Origin of the sequence: Gilliamella sp. W8126 (assembly GCF_016102185.1) — a bacterium.
GTDB classification, from domain to species: Bacteria; Pseudomonadota; Gammaproteobacteria; order Enterobacterales; family Orbaceae; genus Gilliamella; species Gilliamella apis_A.
In genome coordinates this window covers 34,568-49,698 of the sequence record NZ_JACFPE010000002.1, presented here as the reverse complement: position 1 = coordinate 49,698, position 15,131 = coordinate 34,568, and the positions used below count along the sequence as shown (strand labels likewise).

General features: G+C 34.1%; 12 protein-coding genes, 1 tRNA gene and 1 pseudogene. 2 read left to right on the top strand and 12 right to left on the bottom strand.

Annotated elements, in window-relative coordinates; all coding sequences use genetic code 11:
- The first annotated feature begins 52 nt into the window (after positions 1–52).
- Complete coding sequence (locus H3S74_RS04245) at positions 53–694, top strand: NADPH-dependent F420 reductase (protein ID WP_309146260.1); 642 nt, start codon at positions 53–55, stop codon at positions 692–694.
- Positions 695–859: 165 nt separating this feature from the next.
- Here the strand turns inward: H3S74_RS04245 and H3S74_RS04240 are convergent, their stop codons facing one another.
- The 12 genes and pseudogenes from H3S74_RS04240 to H3S74_RS04190 all read right to left on the bottom strand — a co-directional run bounded on the left by H3S74_RS04240 (position 860) and on the right by H3S74_RS04190 (position 12,153).
- On the bottom strand, positions 860–1,402 hold the full coding sequence (locus H3S74_RS04240) for a primase-like DNA-binding domain-containing protein (RefSeq protein WP_255518860.1): 543 nt from the start codon (positions 1,400–1,402) through the stop codon (positions 860–862).
- Positions 1,376–1,660 (bottom strand): annotated as a pseudogene (locus tag H3S74_RS12545) (DNA primase); the annotation flags it as partial. The pseudogene H3S74_RS12545 and the gene H3S74_RS04240, both read right to left, overlap by 27 nt.
- A gap of 496 nt (positions 1,661–2,156) precedes the next feature.
- Positions 2,157–2,408: an integrase arm-type DNA-binding domain-containing protein gene (locus tag H3S74_RS04235; protein ID WP_110447080.1), complete on the bottom strand. Its 252-nt coding sequence runs from the start codon at positions 2,406–2,408 to the stop codon at positions 2,157–2,159.
- A 183-nt stretch (positions 2,409–2,591) separates the two neighbouring features.
- Positions 2,592–2,667: transfer RNA gene (locus tag H3S74_RS04230), tRNA-Ala, on the bottom strand.
- Between the two features lie 123 nt (positions 2,668–2,790).
- Positions 2,791–3,786, bottom strand: a complete 996-nt coding sequence (secF, locus tag H3S74_RS04225; RefSeq protein ID WP_110448012.1) for a protein translocase subunit SecF — start codon at positions 3,784–3,786, stop codon at positions 2,791–2,793.
- Between the two features lie 15 nt (positions 3,787–3,801).
- On the bottom strand, positions 3,802–5,658 hold the full coding sequence (gene secD / locus H3S74_RS04220) for a protein translocase subunit SecD (protein WP_198201022.1): 1,857 nt from the start codon (positions 5,656–5,658) through the stop codon (positions 3,802–3,804).
- A gap of 58 nt (positions 5,659–5,716) precedes the next feature.
- Positions 5,717–6,049 carry a preprotein translocase subunit YajC gene (gene yajC, locus H3S74_RS04215; RefSeq protein WP_086359534.1) on the bottom strand — a complete coding sequence of 111 codons (333 nt, stop codon included), beginning with the start codon at positions 6,047–6,049 and terminating at the stop codon, positions 5,717–5,719.
- Positions 6,050–6,230: 181 nt separating this feature from the next.
- The gene (locus tag H3S74_RS04210) at positions 6,231–7,946 is read right to left on the bottom strand and encodes an NADH-quinone oxidoreductase subunit N (protein ID WP_198247316.1); all 1,716 of its coding nucleotides are present in this window, start codon (positions 7,944–7,946) and stop codon (positions 6,231–6,233) included.
- Between the two features lie 6 nt (positions 7,947–7,952).
- The gene (locus H3S74_RS04205) at positions 7,953–9,497 is read right to left on the bottom strand and encodes a NuoM family protein (protein WP_198247315.1); all 1,545 of its coding nucleotides are present in this window, start codon (positions 9,495–9,497) and stop codon (positions 7,953–7,955) included.
- Positions 9,498–9,513: 16 nt separating this feature from the next.
- Entirely contained in the window at positions 9,514–11,361 is a 1,848-nt protein-coding gene (locus H3S74_RS04200) for an NADH-quinone oxidoreductase subunit L (protein ID WP_110447076.1), read from the bottom strand.
- Positions 11,358–11,660, bottom strand: a complete 303-nt coding sequence (nuoK, locus tag H3S74_RS04195; protein ID WP_065577763.1) for an NADH-quinone oxidoreductase subunit NuoK — start codon at positions 11,658–11,660, stop codon at positions 11,358–11,360. Before nuoK ends, H3S74_RS04200 begins: the two co-directional genes overlap by 4 nt.
- Position 11,661: 1 nt before the next feature.
- A complete protein-coding gene (locus H3S74_RS04190) occupies positions 11,662–12,153 on the bottom strand; it encodes an NADH-quinone oxidoreductase subunit J (RefSeq protein ID WP_110447075.1) in 492 nt (163 codons plus the stop codon).
- 328 nt (positions 12,154–12,481) lie between these two features.
- On the opposite strand from H3S74_RS04190, the gene ppc reads away from it, so the two are divergent.
- Entirely contained in the window at positions 12,482–15,124 is a 2,643-nt protein-coding gene (gene ppc, locus H3S74_RS04185; protein WP_110447074.1) for a phosphoenolpyruvate carboxylase, read from the top strand.
- Positions 15,125–15,131: the final 7 nt, after the last annotated feature.

The following is a 15,131-nucleotide window of genomic DNA, read 5'->3' as shown; positions in this document are numbered from 1 at the left end:
ATATAACTGAAATTTATCACTTTTTATTTCTATTGTATAGTTTTATCAATTCATTCATAAACAGGAGATAAAAATGAAAATTGCTATTATTGGAACAGGAAATATGGGGACAGGACTTGCAAATGTACTTGCCACAACAAATCATGATATTGTAATTGCAAGCAGAAACTCAGCAAAAGCTCAGACTCTCGCAAAAAATATAGGCGCTGAAAGCGGTTGTATTGAAACTGCGGTAAAATCAGCCGAAATGGTGATTTTAGCACTACCTTATCAAGCCGTAAAAGAGGTATTACTCTCTTGTGGTGATTTAACCGATAAAATATTAATTGATATAACTAACCCAGTTACGGAAGACTTTAAAGAGTTACTGATTGGTCATGTCACATCAGGCGCAGAAGAAATTCAAGCATTGGCACCAAAGGCGAAAATCGTAAAAGCATTTAATACTATCTTTGCTCAATTATTACCTACATCAGCACGAACAAAACAAACTTTGCAAGTTTTTATTGCTTCTGATGATGATAACGCGAAAACCGTTGTATCAAACATTGCTAATTCAATTGGATTTGAACCGATTGACGCTGGTTCTTTGTGTAATAGTCGTTTTATTGAACCTATTGGTGCAATGAATATTCATTTTGCCTTTTTCCTTGGGCAAGGACCAACTGTAGCCCCGATTTGGGTCAAAGCATAAATACGAAAATAACAGTCAATTTTGTTATTCAATTTATAATGAACAAAATGATATTAAAATTTATATTTCTGAATAATCATCATGTACGGTCTATATTTTAACTCTACATTCGTACTATACAAAAAACCGCCAATCAGGCGGTTAGAATACTCATAAACAAAAAAATTAAGTAGGCTCTTCTGCTTTAGGTAACCAGTCTTTACTAGCGTTTAAATTAAGTTCTAAATTAGTTTTATTTCCTGCTGTATAGCGCTTCTTTATGTATTGCTTGCCGTTCTCGTTCATTGCATAACTTAAAGATGTGCCGAATTGGGTAAGGGATAGGGGATTGCTTAACCCTGTGTTACGGATGTATTCGATATAAGCATGGTAAAAGTACTTTCTTGGATTAAATGGCATAATGCCAAGATTCCCTATTAATATACCGTTAGGGTTGTCTAACCCGTCAAAATAACTACAGAAATCGACTAAATGGTCCGATTCTCTTTTAATAGTCGTTGCTTCTTCTGATTGTTGCTGTTTGTGTAATCGTTCTTTGACATCATTAGGGTTAGAGAACTCATTAAGTAGCAGTCTAACAATTGAGGGTAGCTCTTGCTCTATTTTGCTAACCAAGTTTAAATCTCGCTCTTTTTCTGGTATAACCTCGCCAAAGTGAAATATTACTCTTCGCCTTGATATGCCCCCGTTGCGCTCATTAAATCGCATGGCTTCGTTGTTAATTACTAACACTACTGCTGGAATCTTGCAGGAATAGGGTTGCTTATGTTTAGGGTCAATTGCGACTTCATCACCGCCAGTAATCGCTTTTAATCCTGCGCCACTGCCCATGTAACGTGGTTGGTCGGGTAATATGACTAATGAGTAACCCACGATTAAGGCTCTGTCCCTTGCCTTTTCTAATGCGTCCATAGTGCCTATTACAGTATTGTTTTTACCTGATAACATCGTCGCAATTTCAGCAAAAACACTTTTACCGCGTTAATAATTGCCATTCAATCAAGCAACGCGTTTGTAATTCGATTCGGGCCATAGTAAGGGATTGCATAAATTGGGGAAGCTCTTGCGCGTTTATTGTTGGCATCTGCCCTTTTATAGGGCTTTCAAGCATCTTTTATCTTGGCTGCTGGGTTAGCATCAATCAAGCCTATATTCACCGCATAAAACATAACCTAATTGATACGTTGGCAAAGTCTTTTAATTGTTTCTAATTTACCATTAGCTCTTAGTGGCTCCATGGCCTTAATAAATTCTTTTGCTTTTCATTTAAAGATTGATTTATCACCAATATAAGGAAATAAATGTAACTCTAACGATTCCCACGTTCTTTTAAGGTGCTTTCAGTTACTCCTTTACCACTTTTAACTTTAAACCAATCAGCGGCTACCTTTTTAAAGGTGCTAGTAATTTCGTCATGCTTGCGTTGTTCTTGTTCTGCTTTGTGCTCTTGAGGATCTACACCTTACTTTATTAATTCTCGCGCTTCATCTCGTTGTTTTCGTGTTTGCTGTAGTGAAACCTCAGGATAACTACCGAAGCTAATTAATGCGCCCTTTTTGGTATACGGACGAGTATACTTAAAACGCCAGATTTTAGAATTATTCGATTTAACTAAGAGATACATACCACCGCCATCAAATAAAGAGTAATCTTTATCTCTTGGTTTGGCGGTTTTTATTTGGGTGTCTGTTAATGGATGTGTTTTCCTTCCCATAATTATTTAAGGTATACGATATATAGGTATATTGCATCTGTATACCTAAGCGTATACCTAAAAATTATGGTTGTAAATGTACCTTACTGATACTTAATGGGCAATGAAATAGACATTAAGGCTTGTTATTACTGGATTTGGTGTACTTTGTAGGGTTTAAAAGAATGTTACTGATTATTGAATTGGTGGAGCCAAGGGGGATCGAACCCCTGACCTCAACGCTGCCAGCGTTGCGCTCTCCCAGCTGAGCTATGGCCCCTAAAGGGATAAAAAACTGTGGCTAATAATATGCAACTAGTTAAAGGGTGTCAAATAATTTAATATTATTTGCTCAAAAAACAAGCTAACAAAGCTCTGTCAGTCTATGACAGAGCTTAAATGATTAACGTAAAATTGCGTTTTGATCCGCGCCTTCTGCTTCAACTTTTGGTGGCATAAAGTGTTCACGTTTCACACCTAATTTAAGCGACATATATGCTGCTACATAAATTGATGAAATTGTACCTAACACAATACCAACCCCTAATGTTTCAGAGAAACCTTTTAACATTGAACCACCGAAGATATATAAGATAATAACAACGGCTAACGTTGTGCCAGATGTCATTAAGGTTCGATGTAATGTTTGGGTTAACGAAATGTTGATAACATCATACGGCGACGCACGTCGTATTTTTCTAAAATTCTCACGAATTCGGTCGAATACAACGATAGTATCATTAAGAGAATAACCAATGATAGATAACATTGCTGCAATAATGGTTAAATCCAACTCACGATCAAAGAGTGATAAATAACCAGCGGTAATAACCACGTCATGCGCTAATGCTACAACAGCACCAGTACCAAATCGCCATTCAAATCGAAATGCAATATAGATTAAGATACAAATTAATGCGGCGCAGATCGCCAAAATACCATCTTGAGCTAATTCAGAACCAACCGTAGGACCAACGAATTCAACTCGCTTAATTTCAGCATTACTATCAATATCTTTATGTACTAAATTAGAGATTTTAGTACCTAATGCATTATCAATTGCAGATGATGCACTACTCTCATTTTGATTGGCGGTGGCTAATCGGATAATAATATCTTTACTGCTACCATAATACTGAACGACTGGCTCATGATAACCTGCATCACGTAAACTATTACGTAAATCATCAAGATTTACAGCTTTAGTTACTGTCAGTTCAACGGTGGTACCACCGGTAAAATCCTGTCCAAGATTAAAGCCTTTAACAAGAATAACCACAAATGAAACAACAACCAATAACATTGAGATAACAAAAGCAATAAAGCCAAATTTTAAAAAGTCGAGTACTCTTCGTCCATGATTTAGTTCTCTAACATCATGATTTTCTTTTTTATTAATAGTCACAATAAACCTCTAAATTGATAACTTATTGACGCGACGACCACCATAAATAAGATTGGCCAGAGCTCGAGTCCCTACGATCGAGGTAAACATCGATGTTACAATACCGATACCTAATGTAATGGCAAAGCCTTTGATAGAACCTGTACCTACTGCATAAAGAATAATCGCAGTTATCAATGTAGTAATATTGGCGTCAAAAATACTACTCCAAGCACCAGCATAACCTTCGTTAATTGCATGTTGGACACCTCGACCATTACTGAGCTCTTCTTTTATACGCTCATTAATTAAGACATTCGCATCGACCGCCATACCTACAGTTAGTACGATACCTGCAATCCCTGGCATACTTAATGTTGCTCCAGGTAATAAAGACATTGCACCAACAATTAAAATTAAGTTTGCAACTAATGCAAGACTAGCAAATACACCAAATAGACGATATACCACTAACATAAAGATTACCGAAATTAATAATCCCCATACACAAGATTCTAAACCTTGAGTGATATTTTCTTGCCCCATTGATGGCCCAACGGTACGTTCTTCGATTATTTGGATCGGCGCAATCAAGGCCCCTGCTCTTAATAGTAGTGATAAATTTCTAGCTTCATCAACACTACTAATCCCAGTTACTTGGAATCGGTCACTAAAAATACCTTGAATCGTTGCTACATTGATAACTCTCTCTTGTTTTTCAAGAATAGGTTTATCATTTTCATCACGTTTTCCAGTATCTTTATATTCAACAAATAATGTTGCCATTGCTTTTTTCAGATGTTTCTGCGTGAAATCAAGCATGGTTTTGCCACCAGCACTATCTAAGTTAATAGAAACTTCAGGTTGGCTATATTCATTTACTCTAAATGAAGAATCGGTAATATGATCACCCGTTAATACCACACGTTTATAAAGTAAGACCGGACGACCATTTTCCATATATTTTATTTCAGAACCATATGGAACACGCATTTCACCTTTTAAAATAGCTTCTAAATTAGTTGAACCATCTTCATTTACTTGTCTAAACTCGAGGGTTGCAGTTGCACCTAAAATTCGTTTAGCTAATGCAGTATCTTGAATACCAGGTAACTCAACAACAATACGATCAGATCCTTGACGTTGAACAATTGGTTCAGCAACACCTAATTGATTAACACGATTACGCAAAATGGTGGTATTTTGTTGTACAGCATCACTTTTAGCTTGTTGTAGGCGCTGTTGGCTAACACTAATAACGATGCTATTTTCACTTTGCGAAGTTAATTCATAATCTAGCAATCCATTAATTTTAGTAATGGCTTTGTTTCGATCTTCTGTATTATCGAATTGCATTAAGATTTGTTGATTACTACTTTTATTTAATGCTTTGTAATTTAGATTATTTTTATTGAACTCTGCTTTTAAATTTTCAATCGATTGTTCTGTCAATTTACTTAACGCAGTAGTCATATCGACTTCCATTAAGAAATGCACACCGCCACGCAAATCGAGCCCTAATTTCATGGGTTCGGCACCAATCATCGTTAACCATGATGGTGTTGCAGGCGCTAGATTTAGTGCAACAGTATAATCATCACCTAATTCTTGTGATATCAATTCCTTAGCTTTCAGCTGAGTATCATTATCACTTAAACGAATTAAAATAGATTTATTTTCATAAACCAGTGATTTAGGTTCAATTTGATTTTTCACCAAAAGTTGTTTGACTTTATCTTGCGTAGCAACATTAATTTCGGCACTATTTGAACCTGAAATTTGTATAGCGGGATCTTCACCATAAATATTTGGAAGAGCATAAAGTAGGCCGACGCAAATCACGACAACCAACATAATGTACTTCCACAAAGGATAGCGATTTAGCACGACATATTCTCTTGTGGGATTAGATAATTAATACAATGAATTATAATAGGAAAATCTATTATAATGATTTCATTGTTCCTTTTGGTAATACTGATGTGATAAAGTCACGTTTGATAACAACTTCAGTTGTATCATTTAACTCTAACACAATATAACCATTTTCATTAACTTTTGATACTCGACCAATAAGTCCACCATTAGTTAATACTTCATCACCTTTTGAAATAGAAGCCATTAACTCGCGATGTGCTTTAGCACGTTTTTGTTGTGGACGCATAATCATAAAATAGAAAAATAGTCCAAACACGACTAACATGATAGGTAAAAAATAAGGATTTGCTTCAGCACTAGCACCATCAGCTGCGTATGCATTAGAAATAAAAAAGTCCATATTGGTCCTCTTAATGTATATAAAAATATTAAAGTGCAGAATTATAACACAATAAATAAATCGATTATTAACTATTTCTTGCCAATATCTTTTAAGTCAACAACAAATATCGTTATTATTAACTATTTTATTCAATTAACTAAATAAATACAGTACCCACCAACAATGAACCAGCAAAAAATTAAGTCGTTAAATATTGTGCCATACTTACCAGGTTAAATAACCATTTAGGATAAACACCACATACCATGGTTAAAAATGCTGCGATAACAATATACAATTCACTCACTTTTATATCTCGCCACTTCAATTTAATAATAGAATTATTACTTGAGAAATCATCACGATTGATAGGCCTGATATAAAGATTGAGAATAAGTCTTGAGTAGAAATATAATCCTATGGTACTACCAATCACTACTGCAGCAATTAACCACCATAATTCAGCCGTAACCCCTAATAGAACTAAAAGAAAACGTCCCACAAAACCCGCAGTAAGTGGTGCTCCTGCTAGAGATAATAAACCGACTCCCATTGCTAAGGCTAAAATAGGTCGACGCCAAAATAATCCTGAAAGATCAATTTCCTTTTCATGATCCTGTAACTCATTGGAATGGGATTCTAAGCTGATCACGCCTAAAACACAGATGTTGGCAAAAATGTAGCCAATTAAATAAACACCTATTGTTTCTAAAGCGAGCACTTGATACTGCACGGCAATTAATGCCAGCAAAAGATAACCAAAATGAGCAATTGATGAATAAGCCAATAATCTTTTTAAGCTACTTTGCATTAATGCCGATAAATTTCCCCATAGAATTGAACAAAAGGCCATAATAACCAAAATAATACGGATTGTTTCATTATTCACTATTGGCGCTAATAAAAATAGTCTGGCAATAGCACAAAACACAGCAACTTTACCTACAGTTGATAGTAGTAATGAAACAACAGTCGGAGCCCCTTGATAAACGTCGGGTAACCAAAGTTGAAAAGGTACCAGCGAAAGTTTAAAACCAATACCAACTAACATTAAACAAATACCAATTAATAATAAAGTACTTGGATAAGTCATAGTTGATAATTGATAACTTAAACCACTAAATGTGAGCTCACCAGTAGTTGCATAATAGAAAGCAATTCCCATTAACAAAAATGAACTAGCAATGGCGGACAAAATCATATATTTAATCGCAGCTTCAAGCGCATGAGTTTGGATATATTGATAGCCGATTAAACCTATAAATGGAATTGAAAGCAACTCAATGCCAAGAAAGAATGACATTAAGTGGCTAGCATAAACTAAAGTTATTCCGCCTAACGCCATAAACAGTAAAATTAGATAGAATAATCCATGGTTGATTTTTTCTTGTACAAACCATCGATAAGCTAATGATGAAACCACAATTGAAATAATTAAAATTAAGCAGGTATAAAGTAATCCATAACCATCACAAGTAAATAATGCAGTAACATGACGTGCTTGCCATTCGTTATTGGTATCATACTGCTGAGTATCATCAACCTGAGGGAATGGTCCAACCATATCATTATTTTCCGCAACAGATTCGGTAACTTCTTCACTTGTTGAGGCGGTAGTTTCTTGCTCCGTAGGTACGGTATCAATAGCGACTGTTTGTTCTGTTGCAGATGTTGTTTCGGTATTCTCTGGTGGCGAAGAAACCGATATTTGCATATTATCACTACTAATATCTGATATTGCTTCGGTATTAAACGAAATTTTATACCCCAAAAATGCTGAGCCGATTAGTGCAAAAATTAATCCCGATATGGTTAAAGTAGCACATTTTTTAGTATCTATTTTAAAAATAAATAGTGCGATGAGCAAAATTATTATGGCAAAGCTCAATATAAATATTGGCAATAAAGCTATCATAAGTTATTACTCTCCCACTCGTTCGGTAATTATATATTGCAGTGTTTGGTTAACAATAGAATAAGACATATCTAAAACCATTTTTGGATATAATCCAATAAAAATTAATACAATAAGAACACTAGACAATAGAAAAATATCTTTTTTACTCAGCAAGTGTTTTGTAACCGTAATTTTATCAACTTCACCATAAAAAATAGGTTGCATGCGAATAATTAACGATATCGACAATAACAATAATCCAATTGTTAATAAAATAGTGTAATAAGGATATGAATTATAACTACCTAATAACATCATATAATTACCTATGAAGTTAGCTGTTCCGGGAATACCTAACACAGCTAACATAAAAAACAGAGTAAAAGAAGACAAATACTTTACTTGCTCTTTTAAGCCAATAAATTGGTTAATATTTCGAGTTAAATAGCATTCTGCTAATAAACCACTTATTATAAACATGCCAACAATAGCTAAATTAATCGCTATCATTTGAATAACAACACCTTGGAAAGCAATAACTGAGCCGCTAAAGATAATTGCCGTCACAAACCCCATTAAAGCAATATGGATATAAGCAATCAGTTTCTTAATATCGGTTTGATTAAAAGCAAGTAACGCGGTGTAAAATAGCGTGCATATAGCTAATACTAAAATAAACGGCATAATCGCTAACGAAGCATTAGGGAAAAGAGGTATTACAAAACGTAATAAACCAAATGCCGCCGTATTAACTAATAAACCACTGATCATCATCGAACCACTTGTTGAAGATTCGATATGTGCATCAATAAACCAATTATGAAAAGGAATTAAAGGAATACGTATAATAAAAGCGGCTAAAAAGCCTAGCATTAATAAAAATTCGGTATTACTTGAAATCGGTGTCTTAGTTAAAATTTGATAATCAAAAGTCCATTTTGCCGTTAGATTCCAGTTGATCAAAGCCAACGACACAATCGATATTAGCATTAGTAGGCTACTTATCTGAGTGTAAATTAAAAATTTACTAGCTCCATTAAAACGTAATTGAGAATTTAAATCGCGTCTGCCCCACAATGAAATTAAAAAATAAATTGGAATAGCTACCGCTTCCCAGAAGAAAAACATTAAAAACAGATCAGTAATTACGAATAACATCATAATGGCTGATGTCATAAATAATACACATAAATAAAACAATCCGACATTATTAAGATTTTCTTTACTAGAATAAACAATAACTAACAATACAATAAAGAGTGTTGAACTAATAACAATCAAAGATAAACCATCTAATACCAGATGAAAATGAATGCCAAGTAAAGGTATCCAATCAATATTAACTTCTTTAATCCAGTTTGGACTTTGTTCTAAAGCACTATTTGCATCTGCCCATAAAACAATTACCAAAATAAATGTGATTAATATGGTTGTAAGAGCAATCATCATTGGTAAACGTTGCCAACGCAACTGTATATCGGTTGAAGTCACGATTCTTTGTAAAAATACATGACAAAACCAACCAATAAATCCACCAATTACAGGTAAGAAAACAAGCCATAACAACATTAAGTTCACACCTTTATCAAATAAAAATCAATAACATTAATATAATAATGCTACCTATTACCATTGAAACCATATACCATCTTATTTGTCCATTTTCTAAACTGACAATATAGGCATTTATTTTCTTTATACCCCACATAATCCAATCATCCCATAAGGCTAGTGGATCCTTTTTCAATAAGTTTGCTAAATAAATATACGGTTTTACAAAAAAATTATTTAACAAATAGTCGAATCGCCAATCACTTTTACATAATTTTCCTAACGATTTGATCATCGGAGTATTAAGAATTTCATGAACTTCAGCATTCGGATGAGCATAAAGAATATATGCAATGACAAAACTTAATAGGGTTACTGCACACAATAATATTCTAAATGGGATTTGACCTTGTGTATCTAAATTGGCTAGTGGGATTATCCCTTGTATCGGTAATGGTAAGTAGATAAACAGTGCCGTAGTAAATATCAATAAAATAAAAATCGGATAATAATTTATTTTTCTGATTCTTATTATTTTTTCAATTTTAATTGAATGATGAAAAACTAAAAATATCAAACGCCAAATGCATAAACTCGACAATAAAATTCCTAATAAGCCAATAGTACCGGCCATTAAGCTATCTTGAACCATTAAACCCCAGATAATATCGCCTTTAATATAAAAAGATGCGGAGACCCACGGTAAGGCACTAAGTGATAACATGATGACTAAGAAAATTGCATATAAGACTCTATTAGACTTTAACAAGCCACCAAGTTTATTGATGTCCCGTTCACCTTGGCACTGTTTGATTAAAATTGCAGAAGCAAGAATGAGTAAAGTGCTAGTAACAGTATAATTAATCAAACAACTTAAGGATAAATTCCAGCTCTGTGTCGAAAATGCATAAAATAGATAACTTATTTGCGCTAAATTGATATAAGTTATAATCTGTTTTATATCATTTTGAACCAAAGCAATACTACTAGCAAAAATAACAGTTAAAGAAGCGAATAAAAGCATTATATAAAGCGTATCACTTGACATCATAAACAGATTACTTAGCCTTAGGACTAGATAAACACCAGCGAATATAACAGTAGATGATTGCAATAACGCGACAGCAGGCATCGGTGCTAGTGTTGTTTCTTTGAACCATGAATGCATTGGGAAAAGCGCTGATTTACTCATAGCGCCAAGGAATAACATCAACGTAATCCAAAAAATAATGTCTGAATCAACTGCTAAGTCATTATGTGCTTTTATTAAAATATCACTGATTTTTAATGTTTCTAAAGTCTGATAAAGTAAAAATATACCTATGATTAGAAAAATATCAGTTAAATGCATCATAACAAATGCTTTAACTGCTGCATAACTATTGCGAGTTTGTTTGTAGTAGATACCAATAAGTAAGTAAGTACTTATACTTACCCCTTCCCAACCAAGTAACATCACAAACAAATTATCAACAAGAACAACCGTTAACACACTTGCTATCAGTAAATTGCTATATGCATAAAAAGTGTAAATATCTTTCCTCGATTTTAAATAACAGGCAGCAAAAAAATAGATCAACAAACCAAAGAATGATATTAATACCAAGAATGTCAGTGATAAGCCATCTAGCGTTAAAGATATAGGAACATCAAAATCACCAACTGAAAACCAAGTCCATAAATTTCTTGTATAAACCAATGTCATATCTGGAACTGTATTGGTAGTAAAATCAATACAAGAAAATATTGTTATTAATCCAACAAGAAACATCGTACAAATCCCGATTAACATAACATTAATGGATTGTATTTGTCGCCCAAAACAGACTAATATCAAGAAAGATAGCAATGGAACAATGATAGTTAAATAAAGTAAATTCATCCTTTCATTTCACTCAATGAGTCAATATTAAAGTTTTTACGTCGATAAATTAATTTTACCAATAAAGCAAGCCCGACAGATATTTGAGCTAATACAGCCGTTACCGCTAATATAGCAAGCACCTCTCCATCGGATTGTTGCCAATAACTACTTGCGACAAAAAGTGCAGCGATGGCCCCATTATTCATGATGACAAGACTTAACAATAAGAAATAGAGATTACGTCTAATCATTACCCCTAAAAGTCCTATTACAAATAAGATTGAGGCAAAAATCAAACCATACATAAGTGGTATCACATTATTTCTCCGACAGCATTCGATGCATAAAATGATAAGATATAACTGCAGCGCCTAATAATAAAAACGCAGCTAACTCAGCCATTAATACATAAGCATAGATTGACATTTGGTGCATCAATTCATGCGATTCAGTGAATTGTGTATAGTCAGTACTTACTACGCCATAAATAAGAACAACTAATAAAATAAATGCTAAAACTAATGGCCCTAGCCAAATTTTAGGACTAATACCATGTTTACCATTTTCAACATTGTCACGACGTATTTCCAGCATTAAAGAAACAGCTCTAAACAGAATGACTGCTCCACTTATAAAAAAGAGAATATATAAAACAGCCGAAATATACGTTTCAAGGAGAATAAATATTAATGCTGATGCAAAAAGTGATATAGCCAGATATAAAATTGCTTTTTCTACTCGCCGACAAAAAATCACTTTTATACTTGCAACAACAGCAATTATCGATGCGATATAAAAAACAACGATCATTAATTCATCCAATACCTATTCATAATGCCACTAGTATATACTTAATTGACAACAATATACAGTTTACTAACCTAGTGTTAATGCAAAAAAGTCTTTCTAAATAGAATATTAACCTTTCATAATAGTCAGGATATTTATTTAGCAAATATAATAAAAACAATAGAAATAATAAAATCCATAAAATTTTATTATTTAAATTCAATACAACATTGTTATAAAGTATGTATTCTGAGCGATTAACCTATATTTATACCTTTTTCTTTAAATTGTCATTTTAATCATGCAGCTTAAAGGTACTTAGGCAAAATATAAACAAGTAGAGAATAGAATGAATAATCAATACTCATCAATGCGAAGCAACGTCAACATGTTAGGCACCCTATTGGGCGATGCAATTAAACGCGCAACAGGTAATGAAACTTTCGATTTAGTCGAAAAAATCCGTCAGTTATCCAAATCGGCGCAACAAGGAAATAAACAAGCGCATAACGAATTACTTAAGTTAATAGAGAATCTTAATGATCAAGATCTACTTCATGTTGCACGTGCATTTAACCAATTTTTAAATTTAGTTAACACTGCTGCAGAGTATTATGGTATTTCGCCTCATGGCGAAGCATCAAGCAGTCCTAAAAAAATGACTGAATTATTCAAATCACTTAAAAACTTAAATTTTGCCCCTCAGACTATTTCACAAGCGATTAATAATTTATCTATTGAGTTAGTACTTACTGCTCATCCAACGGAAATTAACCGCCGCACAATGATTAATACTTATACCGCAATTAATAGTTGCTTATCACAACTTGACCATAATGATTTAGCCGATTATGAAAAAGAACGGATTATGCGTCGTTTAAAACAGCTCGTTTGCCAAGCATGGTATACCGATGAAATTCGTAAAAAACGTCCTACTCCTCTTGATGAAGCTAAGTGGGGATTTTCGGTTATTGAAGATAGTTTATGGGAAGGTGTTCCTTTATTTTTACGTGAGTTCAATGACCAGCTAGTTGATTCCTTTAATGAAGAACTATCCGTTGAACATGTACCCGTTAAATTTACCTCATGGATGGGCGGAGATCGAGATGGCAACCCAAATGTGACAGCAAAGGTGACTGAAAAGGTCATGTTACAAGCCAGATTAAAAGCAATCGAATTATTTTTAGCTGATATTCAGATTTTAGTTCGTGAATTATCCATGACAGAATGTAGTCAATCGGTTATTGATTTATTAAACGAACAAAATAAAACAGCATCAGAGCCTTACCGAGCAGTAATGAAACAACTACGGTCTCGTTTAGTTAAAACTCATAGTTATATCGTTTCTCTATTAAACAATGAGCAAGTTTTAGCACCAGCCGATCTGTTGACTAAAAATGAACAATTATGGACACCACTTTATATCTGTTATGAATCTTTAATAGAGAATGGCATGTCAACTATTGCCCATGGGCCATTATTAGATACATTAAGACGTATTAAAAGCTTTGGGTTGCAATTAGTTCGATTAGATATTCGCCAAGATAGTTCTGTACACACAGAAGCATTAGACGCCTTAACTAAAGAACTTAATTTAGGTAGTTACGCCTCATGGACAGAAGAAGAAAAACAGGAATTTTTATTAGCTGAATTACAATCTAATCGACCATTACTTCCTTATAATTGGCAACCTGATGAAATGGTTCAAGAAGTATTAGATACCTGCCGAGTTATCAAAAAAGCTGGTGAGGAATCAATTGCTTCTTATGTAATTTCAATGGCCAAAGCACCTTCTGATATTTTGGCTGTTTATTTACTTCTAAAAAGTGTTGATTGCCAAAAAAATATTCCTGTTGCGCCTTTATTTGAAACCTTAGAAGATTTAAATAATGCTAAATCTGTTATGCAAAAACTTTTAGATATTCCTTGGTATCGTGAAAAGATCAATGGCAAACAGATGGTAATGATTGGCTATTCAGATTCAGCGAAAGATGCAGGATCGCTTGCTGCGTCATGGGCACAATATCGGTCACAAGAAGAACTAGTCAATTTATTTGAAAAATATAATATCAACTTAGTATTATTCCATGGTCGTGGTGGTTCAATTGGACGTGGTGGTGCACCAGCTCATGCGGCTTTACTTTCACAACCACCAGGATCACTTAAAGGTGGTTTACGTGTTACCGAACAAGGTGAGATGATTAGATTTAAGCTTGGTTTACCTGAGGTTGCACTTAGTAGTTTAATGCTTTATGCCTCAGCGATTTTACAAGCAAATTTACTTCCACCTCCAGAGCCTAAGCAAGTCTGGCGAGATATTATGGATGAAATGTCAGATTATTCTTGCCAATGCTATCGAAGCTATGTTCGAGAAAAAGCTGAATTTGTCGATTATTTTAGAGCCGTTACACCAGAAGCTGAACTAGGTAGATTACCATTAGGTTCTCGTCCACAAAAACGTCGAACAGGTGGGGGGATTGAGAGCCTACGAGCAATACCATGGATTTTTGCTTGGACACAAAACCGTTTAATGGTGCCATCATGGCTTGGTGCAGGTAGTGCACTTAGAGTTGTTATCAGTGAAGGCAAAAAAGAGCAATTGCAAGATATGTATCATAATTGGCCATTTTTTAATGCTCGTTTAGGAATGCTAGAAATGGTTTATGCCAAAGCAGCACCAAATATTCATGAATATTATGAACAACGTCTAGTTTCTTCTACATTATGGCCATTAGGTGATGAATTAAGAAATTTATTAACTGAAGATATCAATACTGTACTAACGATCACAGATGATATTAGCTTAATGGCAGACTTGCCATGGATTGCCGAATCAGTCGCATTGCGTAATACTTATATTGAACCTCTTAACTTATTGCAAGCCGAATTATTGAGTCGTTCTCGTAAAAATAATGATGAAAATAGTATCGTTGAACAAGGATTAATGATAACTATTTCAGGTATTGCAGCTGGAATGCGAAATTCAGGATAATAAAAAA